A 25,778-nucleotide genomic window follows, 5' to 3' on the forward strand; every position below is an offset into this window, starting at 1 on the left:
CATGATCGTTCCAGCAACCGACTGCCGGTCGCGGCATCGGGAAAGCATCCAGCGTCGTGCAGGTTCCTACGGGATTGGCGCAGCGGCGGCGCATTCTCCGAATCCGATTCCGACACGCCGCCGGACGCGTTGCGTTGAAGCGGCTGGATGTCATTCACGGGACGAAGGAGTATCGATATGGAATATGAGCTGACGACCTTGTCATGCCCGCTGCTGGAGCAAGACGCCGTCTCGGCCGGTGCGCATCGATGGGTATCGGATGCAGGCGCCACGGGCCGCCTCCTGGGTGCATGGCGCTCGGAGATCGGCGAACTGGGGCGGATCGTCGTGCTGCGCGGTTTCGAGGATACCGGCGCGCTGCAGCAGGAACGCCGTCGCGCGTTGATGAGCGACGGGCCGTTCAATCTCGTCGGTTACGACGTCGGCATCACGATGGAAAGCCATGCGCTGTTTCCGTTCCTGCCCGAGATCGAGCCAATGAAGCTGGGCCGCTTCTACGAGATTCGCCGCTACTGGCTCAAACCGGCAGGGGTGGCGCCGACGATCGCTGCGTGGGAGCAAGCGGTCGGACCCGCCGAAGCCTATACATCCCACCTCGTCGCCAACATGTATGCGATCGACGGTCCGCCGCGAATCACGCATATCTGGGGATTCGCGAGCCTCGAGGAACGCATGGCGTTGAGGGCGCGTCATTACGCCGAAGGACTGTGGCCGCCCAAGGGCGGCCCCCAGCAGATCGAGCGAGCGACTTCGACGATTTGCCTGCCGGAAGCGTGGTCGCCGCTGTGCTGAAAAGCGCCGGGCGTTGTCCGGCAACGCGAGGGCGACCGGTGGTCTCAGATGTGCAGCGCCGGCCCGGCACCGGATGGCGCAGACGGGACCCTGACGCATAGCGCGATCAGCAATGCGGCGAGCAGCATCACGGCTCCGCCCGCGACGAAGACGCCGGCAATGCCGCAGAAGCTGAACATCGTACCGCCCGCGGCGGCGCCTGCCGCAATGGAGGACTGCACCGACGCGACGACCATGCCGCCGGCACTTTCCGCCTGGTCGGGCACCGCGCGTGTCACCCAGTTCGACCACGCCACCGGCACGCCGCCGAACGCCATCCCCCAGAACGCGACCAGCACGGCTTGCCCGGCGACGGATGCCGGCAGCAACACCAGCGCGAACGCCGCGATGCCGACGAGGCAGGGCATCAGCGCCAACGTCGCGCGCAGGCTGCGCTCCATCAGGAATCCGGTGAGCAACGTGCCGGCGAAGTTCGCGATGCCGAACCCGAGCAACATGAGCGCGAGTCCATCCGGGCCGACGCCTGCCGTGCTTTCCAGAAACGGGCGGATATAGGTGAACAGCGCGAAATGACCGGTGTGCGCGAGTACGCAACCGAGCATGCCGATGGCGACTCCCGGACTCAGCAATACTTGCAGTACCGTTTGCAGCCGCACGGTTGCGCGCGGCGCCATCCGCGGCAGCGTGAACCACTGGAACAGCAGCGTTATCGCGCCGACCGCCGCCGCTGCGATGAACGCGCTGCGCCACCCGTACAAGCCGCCCAGATAGCTGCCGAGCGGCACGGCGACGACCGTGCCGACCGCAATGCCGCTGAAGATGATCGACAGCGCGCGCGGCAGCAGCGGCGGCGGCACGAGGCGCATCGCCACGGCCGCAGCCATGCTCCAGAAGCCGCCCAGCGCGATGCCCAGCAGGATCCGCATCGCCAGCAGCATCGCCAGGTTCGACGAGAGCGCCACCAGCAGGTTCGACGCAATCATCAGCGTGCTGAAACCGAGCAGCACCGTCCGCCGGTCGAAGCCGCGCGTGAGGCCCGGCACCAGCAACCCGGCAAACAGCGCGACGACAGCCGTTACCGTCACCGCCTGGCCGGCCAGCGCTTCCGATACGTGCAATCCGGTGGCCATCGGCGTCAGCAGGCTGGCCGGCAGGTACTCGGCCGTCAACAACCCGAACACGCCCATCGCCAGCGAGAACACGGCCGTCCAGGCGGGCTCTGTTTTTGTTTCGCCGACACGGCCAGCGTCGGGCACAACGTTGCTCACACAATCGCTCATGACAAATCATCCTTCGGGAAATGGAATCCAGCCCGAGTCTAGGAGCGAATGGCAGGATGATCTATGATAGAAAGCCTTGAATTTTTACCCGAAACTCCGAAGATGGCTTCGCCCGATCCTTTCGCGCTGTCGTCCGATCTCATCAGCGAATTGCTGACCGGCATGCGCCTGCGCGGTGTCCAGTACCGGCGCATCGAAGCCGGGCCCGCGTTCGGCCTGGGCTTCGATGCGCGGCCCGGGCACGCGTACTTTCACTTCCTTGCGGTCGGCTCCGCGGTGCTGCGCACCGACGACGGCACGTTGCACGAGCTGTCGGCCGGCAACGCCGTGTTCATGCCGAGGGGCGAAGCCCATCAACTGCTGTCCAGCGCCGGCCATCCTGTTCGTGATATCGACACATTCGACGCGGCTCCGCTCGGCGATACGGTCAGCGCGGTGAACGCGTGCCCGAGCAAGCGCATGACGCCCGGCACCATTCTCTTTTCCGGATGCATGGAGTTCGATCTCGGCGGCATGCACGGCCTGGGCCGGTTGATGCCGGGCGTGATGGTGGTCGATGCGATGGGCAAGCGCTACCCGGGGCTCATGCCGATCCTCGCTTCGATGAAGGGCGAAATCTGTTCCGGACGCATCGGCTTCGCGGGCATTCTCGCCCGTCTCGCCGACGTGGTCGCCGCGATGCTCGTGCGCGGCTGGGTTGAATGCGGTTGTGACAACGCGTCCGGCCTGGTGGCCGCGTTGCGTGACCCTCGGCTCGCGCGGGCCATTCTCGCGCTGCATCGGCAGCCCTGTCGCGACTGGAGCGTGTCGGAGCTGGCGGCGGAATGCCATATCTCGCGCTCCGTTTTCGCGGAGCGCTTCCAGGCCACCATCGGCGTACCGCCGCTGCGTTATGCGACCGAACTGCGGATGCGGCTGGCCAGCCAGTGGCTGTCCCACGACAGGCTGCCGATCGAAACCGTGGCGCTGCGGCTGGGTTATGCGTCGCAGGCCGCGTTCAGTCGCGCATTCAAGCGTGTGATCGGCACGTCACCCGGAGCCAGTCGGCAAGTCGCTTCGTAGAGAACCCGGGGCGGGATTCGGGCGCAAGACCTGCATGCTTCGCCGTGCATCGCACGCGAACCGGCGCGCGCGAGCACCACGCGCACCGCCGCAGCCGTCAGCGCCCCGCGTCGTCAATACGCCGACTCGCTCCCCCCCTGATCGGTGACGATCGCCACCCCCGAGCTCGTGCCGAGCCGCGTCGCACCGGCCTCGATCATCGCCAGCGCGGCCGCGCGGTCGCGCACGCCGCCCGATGCCTTCACGCCGAGCACGGGGCCGACCGTGCGGCGCATCAGCGCGACATCCGCGAGCGTCGCGCCGCCGTGGCCGAACCCGGTCGACGTCTTCACGAACGCGACGCCGAGATCGCGGCACATCTCGCACACGCGCATCTTCTCGTCGTCGGTCAGCAGCCCCGTTTCGAGGATCACCTTGAGCGGCACCGGACCGCAGGCGCGGTGCACGGCTTCGATGTCGGCCTTCACGTCGTCGGCGCGGCCGCTCTTCAGCGCACCGATGTTGATCACCATGTCGATCTCGCCGGCGCCCGCCGCGATCGCGGCGGTGGCTTCGAATGCCTTGGCGGCCGACAGCCCCGCGCCGAGCGGAAAACCCACCACGGCGCAGACGAGCACGCCGGTATCGGCGAGCTCGCGCGCGGCGAGCGGCACGTTCGCCGAATTCACGCAGACCGAGTAAAAGCGATGCTCGGCCGCCTGGCGGCAGAGGTCGCGGATCTGCGCGTCGCTCGCGTCGGGCGCGAGCAGCGTGTGATCGATGGTTTGAGCGAGTTGGGCGTTGGAAAGCGGCATGTTTCAGGACTCCACGGATCGTGTGCCGGAAGGGCACACGGAAAGTTGATGTTTTCACATCGGTTTGTTACAAATACGACATTCCGGCCGGGCCCGCGCGCCCGGCACGACAAGCGACGGACGCGGCGCGCACGCAGGATACTGGCATGGAAACGAAGAAGGGCGAACGAATCAAGACGCTGATGAACGTGCTGCAAGGGCAGAACGCGATTCATCTGAAGGAAGTCGCCGAGCTGTTCGGCGTATCGGAAATGACGATCCGCCGCGATCTCGCGGACAACCCGCACGGCCTCAGCCTGATCGGCGGCTACGTGACCCGCCACTTCGCCGCGCAGCGCAGCGACATCGGCGAGTACGTGGTCAGCGCCGAGAACAACCGGCAGACTGAGGAGAAGCGCCGCATCGGCAAGCTGGCCGCGCAGTTCGTGACGACCGGCGACACGATTTTCGTCGACTGCGGCTCGACCACGCCGTTCGTCGTCGACTTCATTCCGGACGACCTCGAATTCACCGCCGTCTGCAATTCGCTGAACGTGTTCGCGAAGCTGCAGCAGAAGCCGCATTGCAGCGTGATCCTGTGCGGCGGTGCGTACCATCGCAAGAACATGGTGTTCGAGTCGGTGGCCGAGACGGGCATCCTCGACACGGTGCGCGTGTCGAAGGCGTTCATCTCCGCGGCCGGCGTGAGCGACCGCTGCGGCGTCACGTGTTTCAACTTCCACGAAGTCGACGCGAAGAAGAAGGTGATGGAACGCGCGCAGAACCGCTTCCTGCTGGTCGACCATACGAAGTTCGACGAAGTGCGCGCGGCCTATTTCGCCGAGCTGACCGACTTCAATTACGTGATTTCCGACGGGCAACTGAGCAGCCGCTACGAAACGGCGATCCGCGAACACGGAATCGCGCTCGTGACCTGACGCCGCGCGGGCGGGCATCGCGCTTCGCATCGCCTCAGGCATGGCGGGCTTCCGCCGCGCTCAGGTAGCCGGTGACGACTTCGAAGCGGCGCGCAGCGCCCGGCGCGAGGGTCGCGACATGGCCCTTGCGGCGTTCGGCCTGATAACCCTCCGGCTCGCAGGTCGACGGCAGCGCGAACGCGGCGACCTGCTGGTCCGTGTTGTGCAGGATCCACCGCGTCGCGTGCGGGAATTGCTCGGGGCGGTACGCGGTGTGAAATGCGCCGCCGTCCGGATGCTCGAGCCGGAAATGCGCGACGCCGCTGGCATCCGTTTCCGCATCGTTCATGAAGAACACGATCTCCGGGTCGTACAGCGCGGGCGCATCGAGCGTGTGAAGCCGTTGCGGGTCGCGCGCGAGCGTGGCCGTGTAGTCGCGCCACGCGGCGGTCGGCTTCACGTGCGCGGGCACGCTGTCGCGCAGCCGCAGCCCGTTGTGCGGCAGCGACTGCACGAAACGGCCGCCGGGCACGTACGCGTAGTTCAGGTGCGCCATGTACATCAGGTCCATCGGCGTGCCGCCGAGATTCGTCACGTCCATCGAGATCGTCATCTGCGCGTCGTGCTCCGCAAGCCGAACCGACGGACGCGCCATGTAGTGGCTGCCGAAACCCTGCACGTATTCGTACTCGCCGGTCACTTCGACGAACGCACCGCCCGCATCCGCGCCGATGACCAGGCTCGCGCGGTCCATCGGCGCGCACGGCATCTCGCCGTGCAGCGCGTGCGTGTCGTCGGGCCCCGGGCAGCCGTTGCGCAGCAGCCCGCTGTGGAACATGAAGCAGCCGTAGGTATCGATGATCGAAGCCGCGCGTTTCGGTTGCCGGAACATGTGCTTCATCGTCAGGTCGCGGCCGTCGAACGCGGCGGCCCAGATCATCTGGCCGAGATACGGCAGCACGACGAGATGGCCGCGCCGGTTCTCGAGCTTCAGCGCCTCGACGCCGGACGGATACGCGAACGCGGTGACGGTCAGGCCGTCGGTGCGGTACAGCGTGCGCGGCGTGTCGCGGAAGTCGTCGCGCCGCAGTTCGATTTCGCCTCGCATGCTCATGCTCCCGACGTGTTGCGCGTGGCGGCGTAGCGCGCGGATGCGTGGCCGTCGGCGGTTGCGTCGGGCGTTGCGGCCGGCAGGTGGCGCAGGCAGTAGAAGCCGTAGTAGACGATCACGACGAAGCAGGCGAGCGGCACGACGAACGCGAGCTGCATGTTGCCGCCGGTGTGGTCGGAGATCAGCCCCTGGATCAGCGGCACGACCGCGCCGCCGACGATGCTCATCACGAGGATCGAGCCGCCGTATTCGGTGTCCTTGCCGAGCCCGTCGATCGTGAGGCCGTAGATGGTCGGCCAGCACGGGCCGAGGAACACGCTCACGCCCACGGCCGCATAGACGGCCGTGATGTTGTGCACGCTGATCGTGTACGCGAGCAGCGCGATGCACAGGATGCCGTAGACGATCAGCACCTTGGCCGGGCCGACACGCTTCATCACGAGCGTGGCGACCAGCTTGCCGACGAAGAACGCGAAGAACGTCGCGAGCAGGTAGTGCGACGCGCCGCGCTCGGTGAGGCCGCCGATCTGCATCGCGAGCCGGATCGTGAAGCTCCACACGCCGACCTGCGCGCCGACGTAAAGGAACTGCGCGACGACGCCCGCGACGAAGCGCCGGTTGCCGAACAGGCGCGCGAGCGTGCCGCGCGCGTCGATCCGGTGCGTGGCCGTGCCGGGGCCGTTGCCCTTGCAGGCCGGGTAGGGCGTGAGCGCGAACACGATGAACACGGCGACGAGCACGACGATCAGCCACTTGTAAGGCTCGAGCGTGGCCTGGATCATCGCGAGCTGGTGCACGTGGGCTTCGGCCGCGGACATCGCGGCAAGCTGCGCGTGCGACGCATCGCCTTCCTTGAAGATCAGGAAGCTGCCCATGTAGACGCCGGCCATCGCGCCGAACGGATAGAACGTCTGCGAGATGTTCAGCCGCCGCGTGCTGGTTTCGCGCGGGCCCATCAGCGTCGAATACGAGTTCGACGCGGTTTCGAGGAACGACAGGCCCGCCGCGATCACGAACAGCGCGACGAGGAACATCCCGTACTTCGCCATCGACGCGGCGGGGAAGAACAGCAGGCAGCCGGTCGTGTAGAGCAGCAGGCCGACCAGGATCGTCGTCTTGTAGCTGAACTTCTTCACGACGGTCGCGGCGGGAATCGCGAAGAAGAAGTAGCCGAGATAGAACGCGGACTGCACGAACGCCGATTCGAAGTCGGACAGGAAGAACGATTTCTTGAACTGAGCGATCAGCACGTCGTTCAGGTTCGCGGCGGTGCCCCACAGCGCGAACAGGCAGCACAGCAGCGTGAAGGCGAAGAGCGGCGTGCGGTTCAGGTAATAGCCGTCGGGTGTGTGTTCGATTCTGGCTCGGCCCATGGGTGTCTCCTTCCTGGTTGTCTCGTCGATGAAGGCGCCGTTCAGATGCCGGCGTCGCGGAGGAAGCGTTCGAACGTCGCGGTGTCGGCGTACGACTTCTGCGTGCCGAGGCCCGTGACCGAATGCGCGGCATACGCGGACGCGTAACGCATCGCGTCGAGCGCGTTGCGCGATGCGGCGTAGCAGCGCGCGAAGCAGCCGATATAGGCGTCGCCGGCGCCCGTCGTGTCGCGCGCGTCGACCGGCACGCCGGGCACGTGCCGCACGCCGTCGCGCGAGACCAGCAGCGAACCGTCGCTGCCGAGCGTGACGAGCACGTGCTTCAGCCCGCGCGCGACCAGCGCTTCGGCGGCGCGTGCCGCGGTGTCGCGCGAATCGACCGGCATGCCCGACACGATCGCGAGCTCGGTTTCGTTCGGCACGAAGAATTCGACGGTGCGGATCCGCTCGAAATCGAGATCGGCGACCGCGGGCGCGGGGTTCAGCAGCACCGGGATGCCGTGGCGTGCGCCGAATTCGATCGCGTGATAGACGGTGTCGAGCTCGATCTCGAGTTGCAGCACGATCAGTGCGCATTCGGCGAGCTGCGGCGCGGCCGCGTCGATGTCGGCCGGCGTCAGGTGGCGGTTGGCGCCCTTGACGATCAGGATGCTGTTGCTCGAATCGGGCTCGACGAAGATCGGCGCGACGCCGCTCGGTACGCCGGCGACCTTGCGCACGTGCGTGGTGTCGATGCCTTCGCGCGCGAAGTTGCGGATCGTGTTGTCGGCGAACACGTCGTCGCCGACCTTCGTGACCATCACGACGCGCGCGCCGAGGCGGGCGGCCGCGACCGCCTGGTTCGCGCCCTTGCCGCCGCAGCCCAGTTCGAAATTCGGCGCCTCGAGCGTTTCGCCCCGGGTGGGCATGCGTGCGACGTAGGTCACGAGGTCGACCATGTTGCTGCCGATGACGGCGATTGTCTCCATCTGCGTCTCTTCCTTGGTATGGGGTGCGCCGCGCGGGCGGTGGGCGGCGGCATGCACGATGTGATAATAAAATCACATTGGATGTGAAATTGCAATCACATGATGTTTGAAGGGTTACGCATCGGGGCGCGATGCGGATGGGGCGGCTTCTCGGGGAAATCGACGTGTTGGCCGGTTTTGCCGTCAGATGTCGGATGAATTCGATGCGGCAAGGGCCCCGGCGCTGCGGAGCGCCGCGGCAGGAATGCCGTTCGGGTGTGGGGAGAGTCGCCGGGCGTGACGTGACGGGCCGGCTCGACCGATCCGGCGGCGGCGATGCGGTCGCTTTCGCGTGTTCTTGCCCGGCGCTTACGCGTACTCGGCGATCAGCGTATCGAGATTGCGCTGCGCGAGCGGTGTGAGCGGCGCGAATTCCGCCGATTGAAACAGCGGGGCCTGCGCGCGCAGATGTTCAAGCGCCTGCTTGCGGCCCTTGCGGAATGCAGCCGACGGCGCATCGGGGTCCTGTGCCCACTCGCATGCGATTGCGCGATCGTATTCGCGCAGTCGATCGGGCGCGGCCGCGAGGATCGCGAGATCCGCGTCGAGAAAAATCCGCCCGGCACGCTGCACGTCCGGGGCGGACGCGAACGCATCGGGCAGCCGGTGCGACTTCGTCGCGAGTACGAGATCGTGCGCAACGGACACATGCGATGCGTGCGCACGCAACCAGGATGCGCTGCAGTGTGCGTTCGTGACCTGCACGAGCCATTGCGCGCTGCGTGCTTCGTTGTCCGCATGATCCGGCAGCGTCGTCGCGTACACGAAGTCGTGCGCCCATACCGCAAGCTCGATCGCCGGCCACAGCGGTTCCGCGCGATATGGTGCGAGATGCGCGAACAGCTCGGCCAGGTGCGCGAGCGTGTGGTAGTGGCGTTGCGGTTCGCCATACGCGTGCTCGACGAGCGGCCAGACGGCGGCCGTGCCGAAGCAGGTATCGCAGGAGGCGTGCAGCGTGCGGGCGAGGTCGGGGGCGAGGGCGTTCATGAGCGGCGATCGGCTCGGGCGGGCGATGCGCGCAGCATAACAAACGCGGCGGCGTGTGCCGTGCATGCCGCGTTTCGATCCGGCGATAGCCGCGACCTTATCGTCGGCTTATCGCGGCGTGGCGGGCGGGGCGGCCGCACCGCATTTCCGATCCGGCGGTGGCCGGACGGTAGCGGCCGGTTCGTCATCGCAGCGGGTTGCCCGCGCGCAGCGCGATGCTGAAGATCGCGACGATATTTCCGCCCGGCGCCCCTACACGTCGACGACGCCGCGCCCGAGTTCGATCACGCGCCCGCCGACACCGATCTTGCCGTTTGTACTGACCGACAATCGCAGCAGGCAAGGCCGACCGACGGCTTCGCCTTGCTCGACCTGAAACGCGGCGGGCAGGTCGTGGTTCATCGCAAGCAGCCACCCGCCCAGGTTCGCGCAGGCCGATCCCGTCCCCGGGTCTTCCGACACGCTGCCTTGCTTCACGAAGAAGTAACGCGACACCACCGTGCCCGGGCGCTCGGCATCGAACGCGAATACATACGCGGTCTTGCGGCCGAGGCTGCTGGTCGGCCAGATGCCGACGCCCGCGCTGTCGGGCTGCGCGCGGCGCACGGCGGCGGGGTCTTTCAGCGCGACGAGCAACTGGTCGGCGCCGGTATCGACCCAGATTGGCGGGGCGAGCAGGTCGTCTTCCGTCAGCCCCAGCAGGGCCGCCGTCCGGGCATCGGACAACTCGCAAGCCGCCGTCTTCGGCATGCCGGCATGCGGCGCGGTAAACGTCCACACATCGTCGCGCGCGCCGACGTCGACCACGCCGGCCTTGAATTCGAGCGCGAGTTCGTAGCCCGCGCCCAGAAGGTCGCGCACGACATGCGCGGTGCCGAGCGTCGGATGGCCGGCAAAGGCCATCTCGTAGCCCGGCGTGAAGATGCGAACCCGCGCATGCGCGCGCTCCGACGGCAGCACGAAGGTCGTTTCGGACAGGTTGAACTGCACGGCGAGCGCCCGCATGGTCGCGTCGTCCATGCCGCGTGCATCCTCGAATACGCAAAGCGGGTTGCCGCCGAACGTCGATTCGGCGAATACGTTCAGCAGGCGGAAGGCATAGGCGGTCATTGGACGCTCGCGTCAGTGTGGTGATTCACGTACCGGGGTGGAGTGCGCGCCGCGCGATGCACTCCGCGCGGGCAGCCGTGCAGGGTCGCATGGGTCAGCTCGCGTTGTCGAGCGGTGCAAGCATCGCCTGCATGTCGGGATGCTTCAGGACTTTCCGGTACTCCGCCGGGCTCATCGCGTCGATCAACACGCGCCCGCTCACGTCCGCCTTGATGTACTCGACCGCGAGCAGCGCAATGACCGGGTTGGTCGTCAAGGTGGCGTGATCGGGCGAATGATCGCCGAATTCCGCCACCACGGCCTCGGTGGTGTCCGCCACGGCGACGGCGAGCCGGCGGCCGGACAGCCTGAGCCGCGCGCTGGCACCGCATTTGGCCATGTCGTAGTGGCGCGGCCCATTGAGCGTGCGATTGCCGTAAATCGCCACGTGCGTGTCGATGCCGCGTGCCGCGGCGGCCTCGAGCAGCGGCCCGAGGGCGTCGATCTCCTCGTCCCAGACGCCCGCGAAGATCTGCGTTTTCGCATTGACGATGACGCGCGCGAAGGCGCTGGCGATCGCTTCCCGCCCGCTCAGCGACCAGACGAGCCCCGGCTCCTGTTGAACCGGCAGCCGGTCGAGCGCGCCCGCGGCCGTTTCGAGATCCGCATTGAAGCGTTTGCGCAAATCCTCGAGCAACGACCGGTGGGGCACGGCCGCGTAGCGGACGGGCTCGGAACGGTTGACGAGCACCGCACCGCGCGCCTCCAGGCGACCCAGCGTTTCATAGATCTTCGAAGGCGGCATGCCGGCGCGCCGGCCGACTTCCGCCCCCGTCAGCGCGGCCTGCCCGACGAGGGCCGCGTAGGCCTGCGCTTCGTACTGGGTGAATCCAAGCCGGATCAACGACGTGATCAGCTCCGTGTTTTCGCTCATGTGTATCGGCTCCGGCTCTTGCGCCCACGGCGACTTGCATGGGCCTGCTTGATTAACTACTGGAGTAGTATACAATCGCTCGGACTTACTACCCAAGTAGTAGGCGACGCTTCTCAACCTGACTGGAGAGATCTTCAACATGCGAAAACGGATCAGCACCGGCTCCCCGTGGGAGCCCAAGGTCGGCTACTCGCGCGCGGTGGTCGTCGACAACACCATCTACATTTCGGGGACGGCCGGCAAAGGCGCGGACGTGTACGCGCAGACACGCGATGCGCTGGCGACGATCGACCGGGTGCTGGCGGACAGCGGGTTCTCGTTGTCCGACGTCGTCCAGAGCCGCCTGGTGGTCGCGGACTTCGACAACTGGGAAGCCGCCGCACGCGCGCACGGGGAGATCTACGGCGAAATCCGGCCGGCGTTTTCGCTGGTGCATGCGCTTCCGTTCGTCGATCCGGAGATCCTGGTCGAAGTCGAGGCGATCGCGGTCAGGCCCGCGGCATGACCGTCGCCGGCAACCGCGGGCCGCTGTCCCGCACCGCGACGGCCGTGCTTGCGCTGGCGGCCGGCGTGGCGATCGCCAACGGCTATGCGTTGCAGCCGTCGCTGTCGGCGATCGCGAGCGAGTTCGGGGTGGCGGCGTCGCGCATGGCGGCGCTCGCGTCCGTGACGATGCTCGGTTATCTGGTCGGCCTCGCCGTGCTGGTGCCGCTGGTCGACCGCTTCAGCCCGCGCGTGCTCGTCTCGATGCAGATGGGCGCGCTCGCGTTGTTGCTCGCGTGCGCGTCGTTGTCGCCCGGGCCGTTCGTGCTCGACGCCGCGTTTTTCCTGGTGGGCGCGGCAACCACGGTGGCGGCCCAATGCAGCGCCGTCGCCGGAAAACACGCGGATCCGCAACGGCGCGGTGTGGCGATGGGGGCCGTGTCGGCGGGCATTTCCGCGGGAATCCTGCTGAGCCGTTTCGCGGGCGGCGTGTTGTCGCAATGGTGCGGATGGCGCGGCGCGTTGCTCGTGCTGGCCGGATGCGTTGCGCTGGCCGCCGTCGGCGCTGCGGTGCTGTTGCCGGGCGGCCGGCCGGAAGGGCTGCCCGGCCGTGCGAACGCGATCGGTGCGATTCCGCGGTTGCTGCGCGACAGTGCGCCGTTGAGGCGTCGTACCTGCGCCGGCATGCTCTGGTTCTTCGCGTTCAACCTGGTCTGGGTGGGGCTCGCGCTTCGTCTGGCCGAGCCGCCGTATAACCTGGGTGCCGCCGCGATCGGTGCATACAGTCTCGCGGGCGTGCTGGGCCTCGGCGTGACGCGCGTTGCCGGAAAACTCGCCGATCGATTCGGCGATCGCGCGGTCATCCGGGGCGGGCTTGTCGTGGCGGCCGTGTCGACCTTGCTCCTTGCCGTTGCGCTCGGACGTCCCGGATGGCTGGCTGCCGGGCTGGCGTTGTTCGATGCCGGTTGCTTTGCCGCGCAGGTCGCGAACCAGACGCGTGTCGTCGCGATTCAGCCGGCCCGGGCCGGGGCCTTGAGCGCAGCGTACCTGACGCTGTACTACGCGGCCGGTGCCGGCGGTGCCGTCGCGGCCGGGCTGCTCAACGCGCGGGTCGGGTGGGGCGCGATGATGATCGTGGCGGCAGCGGCCATCGCGGCGGCCGGGTGGATCGGAACCGCATCGGCGCGCATCGATGCGCGGAGCGAGCCGACATCCGTCGCCTGAGCGAGGACGCGACGTGTGCGCGAGGTCGAACGGAATCCCGCTTTTTCGTGCATGATCGGTTTCTCCGTTGATCGACGGCGATCGGGTTTCGGCATTCAATCATCCGCAACGCTGGCGGATGTCTTTAAGCCGGAGCAGACAGTCGCGCACCCGCGCGTGTCATTTGCGATCGCATGCGAACACCGGTTCACCGGATCGACCGCAACGACGCCGTGCCCATGCAACACGTGTCGGGTTCAGTGTCGTGCAGCGTGTGCAGGTGCCGCACGCAGGAGGCAGACATGGAACCAGACAGAGGCGTCGTGAATATCGGCGCCGGGTTGGCAGGCGCGCACGCGGAAGCCGGCTCGCCGCAGGCCGCGCTGGAAGCGATCGTCCGTGGCGTCGAAGGTCACGGCATTCCTGCCGGCACCGACTGGGCGACGGCGAAGCAATTCCTCGCGGACAACGACGGGCAGTGGAAATTCTCGGCGGTGCTGGTCGCGATCGTCGCGCGGCGCGAACCGACGATCCTGTTGACCCGGCGCGCGTCGACTCTCAGCGAATACTCGTCGCACGTGAGCTTTCCGGGTGGACGCCCGGCGGAGGCCGACCGCGATATCGGCGCGACCGCGTTGCGCGAGGCGTTCGAAGAGATCCGCCTGGCGCCCGGCGCGGTCCGAGTGGTCGGCAGCTTGCCGATCCATAAAACCAGAAAGCGCCACCACGCGATCTTTCCCGTGATCGGCATCGTGCCGGAAACGGCGACATGGGAGGCGGCGCCCGCGGAAGTCGCGGAAATCTTCGAGTTTCCGTTCGCCGCGCTGCTGAATCCGGATCTGCCGCGCCAATACACGGACGGCGAACGCATGGGCGCGTGGTATTGGGCGGAGCAGACGCAGGACATCTGGGGCGTGACGGCCTTCATCCTGAATTCGCTCGCGGGCCTGGCACGCGATGCCGCGCACGGCGAGCCGGCGCGTCGCGACTAGTGCATGCACCGGGCCTGCGTCCGGCAAGGGTGATTCATGGAGATCGCGGAAACGTTCGGCGACGACGGATTCGACATCCCTCGCCGCTATTTTGCGGCCGTTGCGATTCTGGTCGGCGTATTCATGTCCGCACTCGACAGCGCGATCGCCGCGCTGTCGTTTTTCGGGAGCGTCGCGCGCATCTATCGGCAGCGGGGCCGGATGTGGCCGACGACATGCGGCGCGCGGGCCTGGCGCGGTACCCGATTCAATGCGACGACACGAACACCGCATCGTTGAATGCCGCCGGAATGGCGAAGCTCTCGCGCATGCGCTGCGTTTCCTTCGCCGGCGTCAGGCCGAACAGGCGTTTGAATTCGCGGCTGAACTGCGACGGGCTCGTATAACCGACCGCGTAGCCGGCCGCCTCCGCCGTCAGGTCCTCGCGCACCATCAGCAACCGCGCCTGATGCAGGCGTGTCGACTTCAGGTACTGCATCGGCGATACCTGCGTGATTGCCTTGAAGTGGCTGTGAAAGCTCGGCACGCTCATGCCGGCAGCGTCGGCCAGTTGCGGCACGTCGAGCGGTTGCGCGTAATCGGCGTGAATCACGCGCAGCGATCGGCCGATCCGGCCGAACTGCCCGCGCATCGCCAGCGCGCTGCGCATCGCGCTGCCCTGCGCACCGGTGAGCACGCGGAAATACAACTCGCGCAGCAGCGCCGGGCCGAGCACCGCGGCATCGAGCGGCCGGCCCATCGCCTCGACGAAACGCAGCACCGACGCGTGCATCGTTGCATCCATCGGCGTCGACATCATGCTCCTGGGCGCCTGCACGGGCTCCGCGATCCCTTCGCGGTCGATCTGTGCCGCGAGTTCGGCGGCCATCGTGAAATCGAGGTGCAGATACAGCGCGAGCAGCGGGCGCTCGGGCGTGGCGTCGGTTTCCATGCTGAACGGCACGGGCACGGACACCGCCAGGTAGTGATGCTCGTCGTACAGATAGCGCTCGCCGCCGAAGTAGCCGCGCTTGCAGCCCTGGCACACGATCACGATGCCCGGGTCGTACAGTACCGGCGTGCGCGACAGCGCGCGGTTCGAACGCAGGATGCGCACGCTCGGCAGTGCCGTCAGGTTGTAGCCTTCGTCGGGCGCCAGCGCGCGCAGCAGCGTCACCAGGCGCTTCCGGTCGCGCGGCGGCAGCGACAGGGATTGGGCAGAGGCTGGCTCGAGGCTCATAGTTTTGTGCAAGAAAATCAGCGGAATCTGGCTTATTCGACGGGGTTCGTCAGACTAGTATGCACGCTCCAATCGACATTCGGGAGAAGCTCACATGGCATCCGCAAACCTCATGCTCATTACCGGCGTCAGCAGCGGCTTCGGCCGCGCGCTCGCGCAGGAGGCGCTTGCCGCAGGTCACACGGTGGTCGGCACCGTGAGAAGCGCGCAGGCGGCGCAGGCTTTCGAAGCGCTGTCCGCGCGGGCATTCGCGCGCGTGCTCGACGTGACCGATTTCGATCGCATCGACGGTGTCGTGGCCGAAATCGAGGCGAACGTCGGGCCCGTCGACGTGCTGGTGAACAACGCCGGCTACGGGCACGAAGGGATCATGGAAGAAGCGCCGCTCGCGGAGATGCGCCGGCAGTTCGACGTGAACGTATTCGGCGCGGTGGCGATGATGAAGGCGGTCGTCCCGTTCATGCGCGAGCGGCGGCGCGGGCGCATCCTCAACATCACGTCGATGGGCGGCCACATCACGATGCCGGGCATCGCTTACTACTGCGGCAGCAAGTTCGCGCTGGAAGGCATTTCCGAAGCCGCCGGCAAGGAACTCGAGCCGTTCGGCATCGCGGTGACGGCCGTGGCGCCGGGTTCGTTCCGCACCGACTGGGCCGGCCGATCGATGGTGCGCACGCCGCGCTCGATCGCCGATTACGACGCGATCTTCGACCCGATTCGCCAGGCGCGCGAGGAGAAGAGCGGCAAGCAACCGGGTGATCCGGTGAAAGCGGCGCGGGCGATACTCGCCGTCGTTGCGGCACAACATCCGCCGGCCCATCTGCTGCTCGGCAGCGATGCGCTGCGGCTCGTGCGCGGCAAACTCGCGGCGCTGGACGAGGAAATCCGGGCGTGGGAGGCGGTGACGGTATCGACGGATGGTTGAAGGGCGTAAGTCGAGATGTGAGCTGTCAGGCAGTCGGCGTCAGGTCGGGTCTGGGATTGCTTCGTTGTTGCTTCGTCAGGGGGCGGGATCGGCCAGAAGCGAACGTTCGACACCGTGCGTCACTTGGACGACAATTGACTGGCTTCGTGCGTTCGCATGCCGTCGACAGGTTCCTAAATGCAAATTAGAGAAACGCTGCGCCCCCCGGGTGGCATCGTCGTACTTAACGGTCCGAGCAGCTCGGGCAAAAGCACATTGTCCAGATATCTATGCGAGAACCTGGACGAGCGTCCTTTGCACGTTGAGCTTGATGTATTCCGGAGCATGGAGCCTGCCAACTATTGGGACGTCGAGAAACCGTTGGTAGAGATTCGCGTAGCAGCCCTGTGTCGGGCGATCAATGCCACGGCCGCCACTTTTTCCAGACACGGTCAGGCGGTGATCGTTGATCATGTTCTCTCGTCCGATGCGTGGCGCTACATGCTTGAAGATCTGGTCGAGCTACCGGTACTTATTATTGGCGTTTCTTGTACGCTTAAAGTTCTAATCGAGCGCGAACAGGCCCGTGGCGATCGTAAGATCGGACTGGCCGAGTCTCAGTTTCACTCGATTCACGCTAACCGGCACTATGATTACGTTGTCGACACATCATCTTCGAACGGTGTCGAATGTGGTCAGCAGGTCCTGGAGTGGTTGCAAACCCGACCGACACCTGTTGCATTCGCGAAGATGCACCAGCGGTTTTTCCAGTAGCCCGGATGGATAGGTTTCGGCCAGTTTGAGACGTTCGACGCCATCGCCTAGATCGTTGATAATCGACGGACGAACCTCTGGCCGAGGCCATCACATCAAGCGTGGCCTCTGCTCGGATGTTGTGCTACCTATATATGAGCATAGAAAGCGAATTTGAGTGTGAGTTGGAAATCTTCCGCCGTGAAGCGGAAGCCGGCGCTCAGTTTTTCTATGCATATCTAACACTGCACGCTGTAGCGAGCGAGGATCCGTCGGTCTACTGTGCCCTTAATAGCACGCCGCTCTTCTGGAATGCGACTCTCGCCGGACTTCAATCGGCCGCCATTATTGCTCTCGGCCGCGTATTTGATCAGAATAGTCCACACAACATCGACCGCGTGCTACGGCATGCCGAAAATAATCCACAGCTGTTTTCCAAGCAATCTCTTGCGGCTCGGAAGCAAGGCGCGGCACTCAATCCTCCGAAATGGCTTGCAGAGTATGTCGCGGCCGCCTATGAGCCCACTCCCGAAGATTTCCGCCGGCTTCGTGCTCACGTAAAGAAGAGGCGAAAAATTTACGATTCAAACTACCGAGACTTGCGTCATAAAGTATTCGCTCACATGGAGATTGCCGAGCGTTCCAAGGTCGACGCGTTGTTTGCGAAGACAAACATTCGCGAGCTTCAGCAGTTGTTTGTTTTCATTAGCTCGTTTTATGAGTCGCTCTGGCAGCTCTTTTTTAATGGGGAAAAACCCACGCTTCGTCCTCGACGCTTCTCCGTCGCCCGTATTCGAGTCATCCCGTCAGCGGCAGGGCATCGAGCCGCCGTTCAAGAGCGCATGGTGCATGAAGCCGAACATATGTTGCGTCAACTTGCCAGTGCAGCCGTAGGCGGGAACCCGCCCCGCGCGAAACGCAGCCAAGGCCGGTGAATTCGCACGATGGATGTTCGCTTCCGGGAACCCGTAACGACCCCTATGGGTCGGATTGAGCCCATCGCGGGTCGTTGGGACGGCAATCGGCTAGGTTCGGCCCGAAAGCGACGGTCACTCGATGACTCGGTTGAACATTCGAGCTTCGGGAGCACATCGGAAGTGGTCACTAGACCTGCCAACACCGATAGCGGATCCATCGGCCTTATCGGACATTGGGTGCCGGCACGATTATGTCGTTTTTTAAATTTATAACTGTTGTTCAATAAGGCTGGGTGCAGATCTAGGAATGTCTTTTCTTTCTATCCGGTAAGGTGTAAAGTCTGCGCTTCTGGACTGAACTAATAAAAACCCATGAAAAGTGAATTTCTCGAAAGCGAACTTGAATTGTATGTGCAACGCCTCCTCGTTCACGAATCCTATGCGACTGGGAATTTGTACAGGATGCTCAAAATTTCACCGAGCGAAGAAAGGTTAAAAGGCTACGACGCAAAAATTATTGGGCTCACTCCGTTCTATTGCCAGTTTAAGACGAGTGATTTTCTGACCAAAGGTCCACTGTATAAAAGGCGACAGAATTTCGCGGCGGGCAAAAAATGGCCATTGGCGCCTTTTTACAGCTTCAGTTTGAGAGTGCCATCTGATTCCACCGAAAAAAAGAATTCTAAAGCATGGCAACACAACGTGCTGCATCACATGTGGAAGCTGAATCCGAGCGCCGTTGCTTACGTAGCGCCGACGTTCCATACTCGAATGGAACTTGATCTCCACGAACCGCTTACTCGACGTCAATGCTGCGCGCTTGCGTGCACGCTTATGGGGTGCGATAACTATTCTGCGTCGTCAATGATCTCCGTGCGAGTGGCGGACGTCAATGGGCAGGAGCGATGCCGGCTACCAATTTTCAGCGGGTTGCTTTCGATCCCGCCTCATATTCAGGTCAAGGATCTCAAGCACAGTTATTGTTTTACTACCCAGTCCGATATTACTTTTCATAGCAATCCAGAAAGCGTCGATGGCGGAGCTACGCTCACTGAGAAGCTTCAGACATTTGCACGCGAGTCGATCAGGCAAGATCGTGCAGACAGCCGCCCCAGCGAAAGTAGAATGAGCGTGTCTCACGTCAGGACCCTGCTCGGTCTCGACGATAACGACAACGATTTTCTCGAGTCGTTCCTGAGCTTCGGACTTAGTCGTGCCGGTGCGGAGCTTCGGGGCCGGCAGTTGGCGTCGCAGACGTTCGATATAGAGACTCCATGGTTTCAGCAGCATGTCGCATTGGCTGCTGCCTTGAAAGCCTTTTTCGACATAACGACGCTAGGCCTACTGAAGTTAGAGAGCAAATAGAACGCGTCACTGACGAAGCGTTAGGCGAATGGCCGTTGCACCTTGCGGATTCAACCCGTCGATGCACCGGACGACTGCCGGCTATGGGCGGGTAGTTTATCCGGTGGAACTACGGGATGCGCTAGATGGGAGAGCAACCTTGCCCCTGTGCGACTGAAGTATCAGCCTAGAGGCACCAAGCGAAATGAACCTCAATTGGTCAGTACAGAAGGCTCAAACTCCGCAAAGAGTTGTACCCATCGCTCAATCAGATCGCCCTCGATATCACCGATCCCCTTGGACAGCAAGACAGTTTTCACGCGCTTAGCAACTTCTACCTTCCAACCAGGCGAGAGTTCGATGCCTTCACGCGTAGCCCAAGCCTCGACCTGCGGCACGATGGGCTTGCCCATCGACGCGACTTCCGAAAACGCCTGTTCCGAACTGCGAAAAACGCGATCCACGGCTTCCGCGAATCGCTGCTGAGGAATCAAATCCTCTAGCTCCGATCCTTTGAAGCCAGCGAAGTCATCAGTCAATAGCACCTTCTTCTCTTCACCGCTATAGAGGCCGCTCCTCAGCTCTGCCGCCATTCTGGTGCCCATCTGATCACCATCCAACAGAACGACCGGAAGAGTCTCGTCACGTCCAGTCAATATTCCAGCAGTGATCCTCAGCGTCTTGGTCCCACCTGCGGGCGGGAAAACTAGCTCGCGGCTAGGTTTGATCTTCCCCGCGCCAATAAGGAGCGCCTTGATCATCGTCAGATAGTGCTGATCGGATGCCCCCTCCACAACGATTGGGCGGCAGCCCAGCAACAGGCTCTCAGCGACGTTCAGATTAAGTGCTGAGTACACGGCATATGCCGCCCCAGCCTGTGCCGCGTCTGCACCCGACTGACGCAGATTTGGCGAGGACTCGGTCGAGCCGTCCGAAGCAATATAGACCTTCCGCACTCGATCCAACCGATCGGGATCGATGAGGAAAGGTGAGTGCGTCGTATAGATGATCTGGTTGGTCTTGGTCAATCCATCGAAAAAGGCTGATAGATCACGCTGGGCGAGGGGATGAAGGGATAGGCCTGGCTCATCAAGCAGTAGAATGGCGTCTTCGTGGTCGCCTTGGCTCTCGACCAAGAACACGAGGTAGAAGCTCAGGAACCATTGCAGCCCTGTACTGCGATTCTCAAGCTCGACTTCTTCTGGGCGCCGGTCATCCGACACCCAGATGCGGAAGTGATCACCGTCCGCTTCGAATCGGAAGCGGTAGTCGCCCTGTTTCCACCACGACTTGAACTCCTTGGTTAATGTCGTGCCCGCAGACTGTAGCAGGATGGAGCGCTCTCGCTTGCGCTCAGCGATCGCCGCAATCTCGTCTTGACTAGGCTGCCGACCTTGATTGCTCGGGTCTTTGAAGTCGCGGCCAAGCTCCAGTATCTCCTTGGGTTGGAGGCGAACAAAGCTGAACAGCACGCGGAGGGTTCGGGCCTTCGCGGCCTCCTTGGCGCCCAGATCCTTTCTCTCGAGATTCTGAACCACATGCGGGAGATAAATCTCCGAGTCCAGGTTCCCATAGTTGGAGTAGTAAACAAACTTTGGGAGCGCTGCCAAGACAAGATCTGAAACTCCTTCAATGTCTTCGGGGGCAGACGACCTGATTTGGGACAACCATGCGGTTAAGACGTCGATCGTCTGCTGTATGCGAGGAACGATCGTCGACGTCTTGGCTGGTTGGTCTGGTAGCAACTTCGTCAGTGATACGATCGCGGCATCGAGGTCGTGAGCCGTCCAGTCTTGACTGATGGACTCGGCCAAAGCGTGAACAGCGCCAACGATCGTCGACTTCAGATGCTCTTCGCTCTTGAGCGGGTCTGTTCGCTCGACGGCCGTGGCTAAACCCATCAACTCGCTTTTGATCTCCGAGGTGACGACCGTTGTCTTAGGCACATATTGCGGAAACGAGATTGTATATTCCCCATCGAAGTATCTGCCAATACGCACAACCTTCAGTTGTTCAGCATCCAGTTTCGTGAGCGCTACCAGCTTATCTTTGAGAGAGCTGGCATCAAAGTCGGCACTGATGAACTGATAGTCTCCCGGTTTGGAACGCACGTCTGCGAACATCGTCTTCGGATAGTCCGATGTTGGTTGAATCTCGCCTTCGCGGGCAGGATTGAGCTTCCAGAGCGGAAGCAATAGGTTCGTTTTTCCTGATTCGTTGACGCCGATCAGCGCGGCAACATCGCCGGCGTCAATATCACCGCTGTCCTTCACGGAACGGAAATTCGTTACCCGGTACTTGATCAACTTCATCCTACCCCCGTTGAGGTTGCTGATTTGTACGCGCAATCGAGTCCTGCGCCCTAGTTGAAGATGATAATAGGGCGTATGGACAGAGTGCTTGCGGTGGCGTTGGCCCGCACCATTTTCTTGCAGTGGCGAAACTTTGCGGAATAGCGGTGCATTGTAATCGGTTGCAGATTCATCACGGCATTCGTTTGGGTATCGACTGTGATTAACTGTTTCCACTACCGAAGCGGTTATCCTAGCCTACGATGCGAGCGACCGCTCAGGGTCGGATTGAGCCCGTCGCGGGTCGTTGGGACGGCAACCGGCTGGGTTCCGGCCAGGAACGGTCGTCCGGAATGCTTCCCAGAAGACCGACCTTCGAGCGTCTGGGCGCGTATGAATTTCGGGTTTGCCGGCTGGCCTCCGCGAAAAATTACACTCTAGGGCAGATTTGGTTGCGCCGGATATGTCTGTCCAGCCGGAGTTCCCTTATCGCATGCTCGCGCATGGCTTCGTCGCACGTGCATTCGAGAGTACTCTCCACTTTCTTGATCTGTTTGCCGGATATATGGGACTGACGAACCTGCCATTCCGTAATCCCGTACCCGTGCTCAAGGCGCGTTAGCCAGGCGGACGCAGGGTGCTCATCGATGAAATCCGCGATAATGAATTCCGCCCTCGGTGCGCCGTAGCCAGCCTAGAGTCAGGCAAGCAACCTTCTCAATGGAAAGTGCAGAACATGGACAAGAAGTGCTATGCGAAGCACCTCGGCGATGCCCGTAACCTCGCCGAGTTCCTCGCGGCGATCGATGGCAAGCTCAACGGCGAAGTTTGCACGCTTTACCGCGGCCAAAGTGATTCCAGTTGGCCGCTGAAGCCCGCGATCGCGCGCCTCGGACGTTCCGTTTCGCTGCGCGAAGAGACGAGCATGCTGGAAGAATTCAAACGCCGGGCGATCCCATACCTGGATTCGCCGCCCAGTGACCTGGGCGACGCAGATTGGTTGGCGATTGCACAGCATCATGGCATGCCCACTCGTATGCTCGACTGGTCGGGCAGCGCGCTAATAGCGCTCTGGTTCGCCATTAAGCAGCCTGCGAAAACGCAGACGGCGGCAGCCGTATGGATTCTGACCTATGAACCAGAGAATCTGATGCGCGACGCGGAGCGCAACTCACCACCGCTGGCGATAAACCGTACCGTCGTTATTCGCCCGCGACACATCACCCGGCGCATTACTGCGCAGGACGGATGGTTCACCCTTCACCGTAACCACGGCGGAAACAGGGAGTCGCCTGCGTTTGTATCATTGGAGACCAATCGTGACTATAAGAATCGGCTTTACTACGTCACGATCCCAGCGAGTGCTTTCGGTGAGATCCGGGTGCAACTTGCAAAGGCAGGCGTGAATCCCTCAGTGTTGTTTCCTGACTTGGGCGGCGTTGCAGATTTCGTAAAGTGGAGCCATCAGTACCCGCAGGACGAACTTCAAACGCGCGTGCAACCACTCCTCTGACAGCCCGAGCGTCAGTGCTCTGCATCAGAATTCGGCCGGAATGATGAAACTGATCCTCGGCAACAGCAAAAGAGGGGGCAACTGCCGTACTTTGGACAAGAGACTCTTCTACAAGGCGGATAAGCTGAATTGATCGTGGATAGCTCAGGCCGACAAAGACGCGGTTCGCACATTGATCGAGGCAGACGAAGCCGCCTGGATTGTGGAGGCTGTTTTGCCCACCGTCACCGACCCCGAGGCCTCAAAAGCGATTCGACGGATCACCAAAAAGCGACATGCGTCTGTCAACGCGGTCGCAGCCACAAGAGCCGAGGCTTCGTCAGGCCTTGATACGATGAATCGGGCGTCACCAGCTTCGCTTTCAGAAGGCTGTAATGGTTGGACGGTGCGACGGCATCTTGGTTTCCTCATGCGTCAGAGCCGACATTGCAGAAATGTCACCGCAGTTCAATAGGATTACCGAGACGACATTGTGGTCCGAAAGCGATGCTGGCCTGGCGACTGGGATGCGCATTGCCGAGTTCGGAAGTTTGCTCGACCAGGCCGAGCCGCAGGCGGGAAGGTAAATGCAATGCAACGACAGACAGATTCCCAAAACATGGCAAAACTTTCAGAAGCAGGGCCCCTTTCGACAGATGCATCAGGTCCCGAGGCGAAGGCAAAGGATGTACCAGCGACGCGTAAGAAGGGATCTCACGGTGGTGTCCTCGCTACCGAGTTAGACATCGCCACGCCTATCACCAATTTGCGCTCGGGCGATCCTAGTTTGGGCGCTGAACAGCTCAACAGTTCGAGCGTTAGTGGTTCGACCTCCAGCACAGGGGACCTAACAATCGGGGACTTCTGGAAATGGGCGTACTCCGATATTCATGCAGCAACGATAAGAGGCGACTTCGCTGAATTCCTCGTTAAATCGGCACTGTTTGCACGCGACGATGAAAACGTCAAGACACGCAGAGTCATGGATCACGTCGATTTCGAGTGGTGTCCTGATGACAGTTGGGACCCAGACAACTTTGCCGAACTCCGCACGACGTACTGGCTTGAAGTGAAGTCCCAAGAAGCGCTGCTGGACTCCTCCGGAACGATCGTCGAGTCGTCAAGCTTCGGCGTTGAAACGCACCAAGGTTGGGATCGAAATGGGGGAAGCGAACCCATCGTGGTCGAAAAGCGCCTTTGGGCCGACGCCTACATCTTTTGCCGGCTTAAAGTCGCGCATGGCGTTAATCCAGTAGTGGCCATGTTGGACGGCAGATGTTGGGAGTTTCGCTCTGTGCCCACCGTTGAGATCGTCAAGGGGATTGAGACATACCGGGAACGCAAGAAAAACGCTCCGCAAGCGGAAAAGAAGGACTGGGGACTGACCGACGAGGCGAAAATCATCGACTGGTGGGTCAACGGCAAAAAGGACTGGGTCAAGTTTGACAAGCTGCGCGATGAACTCAGGTTGAGGCTCGGTAGTCAGGCCGCCGAGGTACATTCTCGAATGAAAGATAACGAGGAACGACTCACGGTCCTGCAGACAAAACCCGCTCGCCGATGATCCAAGGCTGTAAGAGATCACGATGATCCGTGAGCCGCGGCGGGGTGTGGTCGTCCAGCATTAGGGGCGCGTTTTAGTCGGAAAAGGACGCCGTCGCGCCACATGGCGAAGAGCACGTCGCAGCGGCATCGCGCAACCTCTCCGCGATCCCGCGACGCGCCCTATATCTTGGGACGGTCGGCCGTTGTGCGTTGACTTCGGGCATCCTGTTGCCGAGGCCTCGAACGGCTGGGCGGGGCCGAACTGCGCCGCTCGCGCGTTGTAGTGCGGCCGCCAGCCGCGTTCGACCAGCCGGGATGAAACATCGGCAGGCCGCTTCGATTGATCGAGCGGCCTTTCATCGTCATCTCTTCAATTGGGCTGCGCCGTCGAGAATGCGTGTGCCGCAGCCATCGTATCCAGTGCTTCGCGCAACAGCAGGATTTTGCCGTCGCGTGCCACCAGCCGCCCTGCGTACAACTGGCGATAGATTTTCCCCGTCGATGGAACGAGCGCTTCGACTTCATATTCGGCGAATACCTGCTCAGGCGTTTCGATCAGCAGCTGCACGTGTCGGAACGCAAAATCCGGCACTTTCGCGAGCAGCGAGGCGATGAAGCCTTCGATCGCTTTTGGCCCCTGTGCTCGCTCGTCAATGCCAAGCGACTTCAGATAAGGGAGTTCCAGCACACCGTCGTCGGCAAACAGTGCGCCGGCTGCGCGTGGGTCGCGAATCGATTCGAGGTAAGCGAAAAGCAGTTGTTTGGCGTTGTTCATGATCGGCTCGATAAAGGCGTGAAAGGATGCGATTCATTGCAGACGCGTCTTCAACGCAGTCGCCATCTGCTGCACGGCAGTGCGCGTCGGTGCGTCGGCAGAAAGCACGTTGAGCAGGCCGAAGTCGTGGATCGTGCCTTTGTACCGGGTCGTCGTCACGTCGTTGCCCGCCTGGTCGAGCCGATACCCATATGCCTCGCCTTCGTCGCGCAGCACGGCGAACTGCGCCGTCTGGATGACCGCGGGCGGCAAGCCCTTCAATTCGTCGAGCGACGCGCGCAGCGGCGACGCATAGCGTTCGTTGCGCTCGGCTTCGTCGATCGTGTACGCATTCCAGAACCACTTCGTCATGTCGCGGCTCAGGAAGTAGCCATTGGCGAAGGCGTCGTACGAGGCATTGTCGAATGCGTGGTCGGCCACCGGCCACATGAGGCCCTGGAAGCGGATTGCCGGGCCGGTGGCGCTGTTCAGCGCGTCGAGGAAGGCAACCGTCGCGGTATCGGGCGTGTTCGGTGTGACTTGCGTGTTCATCGTG

At 62.9% G+C, this 25,778-nt stretch carries 25 protein-coding genes; 13 read left to right on the forward strand and 12 right to left on the reverse strand.

The window, feature by feature from the left end; genetic code table 11:
• The first annotated feature begins 177 nt into the window (after nucleotides 1-177).
• Nucleotides 178-792 carry an NIPSNAP family protein gene (locus VK92_RS36545; protein WP_048028393.1) on the forward strand — a complete coding sequence of 205 codons (615 nt, stop codon included), beginning with the start codon at nucleotides 178-180 and terminating at the stop codon, nucleotides 790-792.
• A 44-nt stretch (nucleotides 793-836) separates the two neighbouring features.
• Here the strand turns inward: VK92_RS36545 and VK92_RS36550 are convergent, their stop codons facing one another.
• Nucleotides 837-2,072, reverse strand: coding sequence for an MFS transporter (locus VK92_RS36550; protein WP_048028395.1), 1,236 nt, complete (start codon nucleotides 2,070-2,072; stop codon nucleotides 837-839).
• Nucleotides 2,073-2,135: 63 nt separating this feature from the next.
• On the opposite strand from VK92_RS36550, the gene VK92_RS36555 reads away from it, so the two are divergent.
• Nucleotides 2,136-3,134, forward strand: coding sequence for an AraC family transcriptional regulator (locus VK92_RS36555; RefSeq protein WP_048028396.1), 999 nt, complete (start codon nucleotides 2,136-2,138; stop codon nucleotides 3,132-3,134).
• A 113-nt stretch (nucleotides 3,135-3,247) separates the two neighbouring features.
• On the opposite strand, the gene deoC is transcribed toward VK92_RS36555, so the two are convergent.
• Nucleotides 3,248-3,928, reverse strand: a complete 681-nt coding sequence (gene deoC / locus VK92_RS36560) for a deoxyribose-phosphate aldolase (protein ID WP_048028398.1) — start codon at nucleotides 3,926-3,928, stop codon at nucleotides 3,248-3,250.
• 146 nt (nucleotides 3,929-4,074) lie between these two features.
• On the opposite strand from deoC, the gene deoR reads away from it, so the two are divergent.
• A complete protein-coding gene (gene deoR, locus VK92_RS36565; protein WP_021157862.1) occupies nucleotides 4,075-4,845 on the forward strand; it encodes a DNA-binding transcriptional repressor DeoR in 771 nt (256 codons plus the stop codon).
• 34 nt (nucleotides 4,846-4,879) lie between these two features.
• Here the strand turns inward: deoR and VK92_RS36570 are convergent, their stop codons facing one another.
• The 6 genes from VK92_RS36570 to VK92_RS36595 form a co-directional block, all read right to left on the reverse strand.
• Nucleotides 4,880-5,932 carry an aldose 1-epimerase family protein gene (locus VK92_RS36570; protein ID WP_048028472.1) on the reverse strand — a complete coding sequence of 351 codons (1,053 nt, stop codon included), beginning with the start codon at nucleotides 5,930-5,932 and terminating at the stop codon, nucleotides 4,880-4,882.
• Between the two features lie 2 nt (nucleotides 5,933-5,934).
• Entirely contained in the window at nucleotides 5,935-7,308 is a 1,374-nt protein-coding gene (gene fucP, locus VK92_RS36575) for an L-fucose:H+ symporter permease (protein WP_048028399.1), read from the reverse strand.
• Between the two features lie 41 nt (nucleotides 7,309-7,349).
• A complete protein-coding gene (gene rbsK / locus VK92_RS36580) occupies nucleotides 7,350-8,276 on the reverse strand; it encodes a ribokinase (RefSeq protein ID WP_048028474.1) in 927 nt (308 codons plus the stop codon).
• Nucleotides 8,277-8,624: 348 nt separating this feature from the next.
• Complete coding sequence (locus VK92_RS36585) at nucleotides 8,625-9,302, reverse strand: hypothetical protein (RefSeq protein ID WP_048028400.1); 678 nt, start codon at nucleotides 9,300-9,302, stop codon at nucleotides 8,625-8,627.
• A gap of 252 nt (nucleotides 9,303-9,554) precedes the next feature.
• Nucleotides 9,555-10,412, reverse strand: a complete 858-nt coding sequence (locus VK92_RS36590) for a PhzF family phenazine biosynthesis protein (RefSeq protein WP_048028401.1) — start codon at nucleotides 10,410-10,412, stop codon at nucleotides 9,555-9,557.
• Nucleotides 10,413-10,506: 94 nt separating this feature from the next.
• Nucleotides 10,507-11,325 (reverse strand): TrmB family transcriptional regulator, encoded by an 819-nt coding sequence (locus tag VK92_RS36595; protein WP_048028403.1) that lies wholly within the window; start codon nucleotides 11,323-11,325, stop codon nucleotides 10,507-10,509.
• 139 nt (nucleotides 11,326-11,464) lie between these two features.
• On the opposite strand from VK92_RS36595, the gene VK92_RS36600 reads away from it, so the two are divergent.
• From VK92_RS36600 to VK92_RS36615, 4 genes are all read left to right on the forward strand, one after another.
• On the forward strand, nucleotides 11,465-11,830 hold the full coding sequence (locus tag VK92_RS36600; protein ID WP_048028406.1) for a RidA family protein: 366 nt from the start codon (nucleotides 11,465-11,467) through the stop codon (nucleotides 11,828-11,830).
• Nucleotides 11,827-13,032 (forward strand): MFS transporter, encoded by a 1,206-nt coding sequence (locus VK92_RS36605; RefSeq protein ID WP_048028408.1) that lies wholly within the window; start codon nucleotides 11,827-11,829, stop codon nucleotides 13,030-13,032. The genes VK92_RS36600 and VK92_RS36605 overlap by 4 nt, the downstream gene beginning before the upstream one ends.
• Nucleotides 13,033-13,313: 281 nt before the next feature.
• On the forward strand, nucleotides 13,314-14,003 hold the full coding sequence (locus tag VK92_RS36610) for an NUDIX hydrolase (protein ID WP_048028409.1): 690 nt from the start codon (nucleotides 13,314-13,316) through the stop codon (nucleotides 14,001-14,003).
• A 36-nt stretch (nucleotides 14,004-14,039) separates the two neighbouring features.
• Nucleotides 14,040-14,282: a hypothetical protein gene (locus tag VK92_RS36615; RefSeq protein ID WP_048028411.1), complete on the forward strand. Its 243-nt coding sequence runs from the start codon at nucleotides 14,040-14,042 to the stop codon at nucleotides 14,280-14,282.
• Here VK92_RS36615 and VK92_RS36620 read toward each other — a convergent pair.
• Nucleotides 14,251-15,222 (reverse strand): AraC family transcriptional regulator, encoded by a 972-nt coding sequence (locus VK92_RS36620; protein WP_048028413.1) that lies wholly within the window; start codon nucleotides 15,220-15,222, stop codon nucleotides 14,251-14,253. The genes VK92_RS36615 and VK92_RS36620 overlap by 32 nt on opposite strands.
• A 94-nt stretch (nucleotides 15,223-15,316) precedes the next feature.
• Between VK92_RS36620 and VK92_RS36625 the strand changes: the two genes are divergently transcribed.
• From VK92_RS36625 to VK92_RS42250, 4 genes are all read left to right on the forward strand, one after another.
• Nucleotides 15,317-16,147: an oxidoreductase gene (locus VK92_RS36625; RefSeq protein ID WP_048028414.1), complete on the forward strand. Its 831-nt coding sequence runs from the start codon at nucleotides 15,317-15,319 to the stop codon at nucleotides 16,145-16,147.
• A 177-nt stretch (nucleotides 16,148-16,324) separates the two neighbouring features.
• Entirely contained in the window at nucleotides 16,325-16,900 is a 576-nt protein-coding gene (locus VK92_RS36630; protein ID WP_048028415.1) for a chloramphenicol phosphotransferase CPT family protein, read from the forward strand.
• A gap of 134 nt (nucleotides 16,901-17,034) precedes the next feature.
• The gene (locus VK92_RS42245) at nucleotides 17,035-17,814 is read left to right on the forward strand and encodes an AbiU2 domain-containing protein (protein ID WP_131723297.1); all 780 of its coding nucleotides are present in this window, start codon (nucleotides 17,035-17,037) and stop codon (nucleotides 17,812-17,814) included.
• A 354-nt stretch (nucleotides 17,815-18,168) separates the two neighbouring features.
• Nucleotides 18,169-19,161, forward strand: a complete 993-nt coding sequence (locus VK92_RS42250; protein ID WP_131723298.1) for a hypothetical protein — start codon at nucleotides 18,169-18,171, stop codon at nucleotides 19,159-19,161.
• Nucleotides 19,162-19,352: 191 nt separating this feature from the next.
• Here the strand turns inward: VK92_RS42250 and VK92_RS36645 are convergent, their stop codons facing one another.
• A complete protein-coding gene (locus tag VK92_RS36645; RefSeq protein WP_048028422.1) occupies nucleotides 19,353-21,452 on the reverse strand; it encodes an AAA family ATPase in 2,100 nt (699 codons plus the stop codon).
• Nucleotides 21,453-22,167: 715 nt separating this feature from the next.
• Here VK92_RS36645 and VK92_RS36650 point away from each other — a divergent pair.
• Nucleotides 22,168-22,944, forward strand: coding sequence for an FRG domain-containing protein (locus VK92_RS36650; RefSeq protein WP_048028423.1), 777 nt, complete (start codon nucleotides 22,168-22,170; stop codon nucleotides 22,942-22,944).
• 571 nt (nucleotides 22,945-23,515) lie between these two features.
• The gene (locus tag VK92_RS42255) at nucleotides 23,516-24,487 is read left to right on the forward strand and encodes a hypothetical protein (protein WP_131723299.1); all 972 of its coding nucleotides are present in this window, start codon (nucleotides 23,516-23,518) and stop codon (nucleotides 24,485-24,487) included.
• Between the two features lie 351 nt (nucleotides 24,488-24,838).
• Here VK92_RS42255 and VK92_RS36665 read toward each other — a convergent pair whose 3' ends face one another.
• Nucleotides 24,839-25,243 carry a nuclear transport factor 2 family protein gene (locus tag VK92_RS36665; RefSeq protein ID WP_048028428.1) on the reverse strand — a complete coding sequence of 135 codons (405 nt, stop codon included), beginning with the start codon at nucleotides 25,241-25,243 and terminating at the stop codon, nucleotides 24,839-24,841.
• A gap of 33 nt (nucleotides 25,244-25,276) precedes the next feature.
• Nucleotides 25,277-25,774, reverse strand: coding sequence for an alpha/beta hydrolase fold domain-containing protein (locus tag VK92_RS36670; RefSeq protein WP_269434870.1), 498 nt, complete (start codon nucleotides 25,772-25,774; stop codon nucleotides 25,277-25,279).
• Nucleotides 25,775-25,778 lie beyond the last annotated feature (4 nt).

The sequence above is a fragment of the Burkholderia sp. LK4 genome (genome assembly GCF_001043615.1).
Taxonomy (GTDB): domain Bacteria; phylum Pseudomonadota; class Gammaproteobacteria; order Burkholderiales; family Burkholderiaceae; genus Burkholderia; species Burkholderia cepacia.